The sequence below is a fragment of the Aminobacterium sp. EBM-42 genome (assembly GCF_001896635.1).
In the GTDB taxonomy this organism is placed as follows: Bacteria; Synergistota; Synergistia; order Synergistales; family Aminobacteriaceae; genus Aminobacterium; species Aminobacterium colombiense.
The window spans coordinates 1-2,613 of the sequence record NZ_MPPC01000002.1 but is presented as its reverse complement, the minus strand read 5'-3'; the positions used below and the strand labels follow the sequence as shown (position 1 = coordinate 2,613).

Here is a 2,613-nt window from a genome sequence, read left to right as displayed (position 1 = left end):
TGTTTACGGCTTCGGACATCTCGATTACTATCGCCACGTTATTGATGTTTTTGATGGTAAAGTAGAGCCACTAGTGACCGGACGAGAAGCTCGAAAGACTGTGGAGATTATTGAAGCCGCGTATAACAAAGAACGGTAATTTATGCTTCTTAACGTATCTGTTTAAGCTTTAAAAACTCTTTAACATTTTTACTGGCGGGCAGCTTGGATTATAATTAATCAAGCTGTTTGCTCACTGTTAAAAGAAATTAGCCCAATGATTGTCATACTTTCATAAGGCTAAATATTCATATATTTTTACTTCATACAATTCGTTATATTATTATAGACAGACGAAAAAAGAATTAAAAATTATACATATCTACTTTACGCGTATCTTTTACTGACAGGGGAAAATAGCAATGCTAATACAGAAAAGCGGACATATTATTGTTAATAATTCCACAAATATTTATGAAGAAGGTTCTATTTTTATTTATTGGGAAGGTTTTATATATGGTTTTAACCAACAAAGCGGGAAAAAAACAATAAGGGAATTTTTTAAAAATTTACAAATACATGGATTTTGTTCCGCCATTTCAAAACTACATGGCTCTTTTGTTCTTGTTCTAGCAAATGAAGAAAAGCAAGAGATCCTTGTAGCTAGTGATGCAAGCGGCCAAATGCCTATTTATAAAAACCAAGATATGATATCTTCCTCGCTTATTGAGTTGACAGAAAGAACAGACCTCAACAAAGAGGACCTTTCGCTTGATAAAGCAGTTGAGTTTGTTCTTACAGGTTTTCAGTTTGGGCCAAAGGTTTTGTTTGATGCAATAGAACAAATTCCCCCCTCAAAAATTGTATCTGTCAAAAAGAGGAATTTCTTTTTAATAAATCGCGACAAAGAAGACGACCCGTTTCTGAGAACCGTTAAACATGATTCTATTTCTGAATATTTGAACCAATGGGAGATACTCGCAAATGCAATTAGAAAAGAAAAGGTTAGTATCGATTTAACCGGGGGTACAGATAGTCGTATCATTGTTGCTATACTTAATCATTTGGGATGTTCATTTGAAACAACTATTTCAGGGCAACCTACGCACCCAGATGTAATTATTAGCTCAGAAATAGCAAAACATCTAAATTCTCATGAGCATTTTACTTCAATTCACAAAGTTGATGAAGATACCTTAATTTCTGACCTTTATGAAATTGCGAAAAATAGTAAGGGCATTAATGACTTTGTTGGAATGCACCGCTTATTTCAGTTACATAAGGAAAGGGCCAAACGAGGTATCTCTCTTGCTTTAGGTGGAGAAGCTGGAGAACTTTATAAAGATGCGAAGCAATGGCGCTGTGCTCTTCTATCCTGCAACTCAAAAAATAGGCTTGTGGATAAGTTGGTTAATACTGGTTTTGTCGGTTGGGGCATGGGAAGCCAAACACCCGACCAGCTTTTTCAAACAGAAATAAGGGAAAAATCAGCAAATTATAAAAAGGACACAAAAAAATTTTTAAAAGATATCTTCCCTGAGTATCATAAATGTGATGTATTTCGACTTGCTGATGAGATTTTCTATAAATACATTATAGCGGCACCACGAGGTTTTAGTCCCCTAATGTTTCCTCATTATTCCCCTTTATTAGATGTAGCACTTGTCCATTATGGGATAAATTTACCTAAACATCTCAGATTTGGCCATCAATTTTATAGAGAAATAATTGCTGTATTGGACACAAAACAAGAAATAGCGAGTTTGCCAACAACGAGACTCGGAATGACTTTATTGCCCAAAAGAATAATACCAGAAGTTTTAACCTCTGTTTTCCTAAATTTACAAAAAAGAAAGGTAACTATATCACTAAATGATCCGAACCTCTATTCGCTCCTTCGCAAAAGACTTAAAAGGTCTAACATTTTAAAAGAGTTAGTCGGAATAGGTTTATTAAACCCAAAAATCGCAATTGACAATATCCCAAACAAGAATTTGGGAAGACTTGTTTCTTTATGGCTATTCCTAAGAATTCTTGATAAGCGAAAAAACTAAAGAAGGCACCTTTTCTTGCCTATAGTTAAAAAATTGGTAGTACCTATATATTTTCGCACCTCTATTTTTTCGGCTCAACATTTCACAGTTCCCGAAAGAAGATGGTTTCTGTTTGCGACCAACGAAATCTATCTCAAGACAGAATGTTACATATGAAAGATACCACAGGGAAGAGACGAATAAAAATGCTCGGGAACAACATGATATGGCTTTCATTCAGATCATATTATAATAACGCAAGCAAAAAACAGCTGATATCTTGAATCAGTAGATGTAACTATATGCGTTATAATGTAGTATAAGTATCTTATTTTATTACAAAATAAAACAAATTCACTCAGATCATTCAGTTTTTGCGAAAAGCTTTTGAAGCTAGTTAGTATAGTTGGTTTTATATGGTTTCATTTAATGTATTTGAGACACGCCTCAAGAATACTAAGACCAAGTTAAATGGCGAGGGACGTGGGAATTCGATGGTGGATGCCTTTCAAATCAAGCCGCTCATTATGTAGATATGGTTCAATGGATGGGAGGAGCTGTAGAAGACGTTAGTGCCTTCAGCTCTACACTTGCACGGCGT

General features: G+C 35.0%; 1 protein-coding gene and 1 pseudogene. Both read left to right on the top strand.

Annotated features, from left to right (window positions below):
• Positions 1-401 precede the first annotated feature (401 nt).
• Positions 402-2,033 carry an asparagine synthase-related protein gene (locus BUC50_RS00055; protein ID WP_286677021.1) on the top strand — a complete coding sequence of 544 codons (1,632 nt, stop codon included), beginning with the start codon at positions 402-404 and terminating at the stop codon, positions 2,031-2,033.
• Between the two features lie 490 nt (positions 2,034-2,523).
• Positions 2,524-2,613, top strand: a pseudogene (locus tag BUC50_RS00050) (hypothetical protein); the annotation flags it as partial.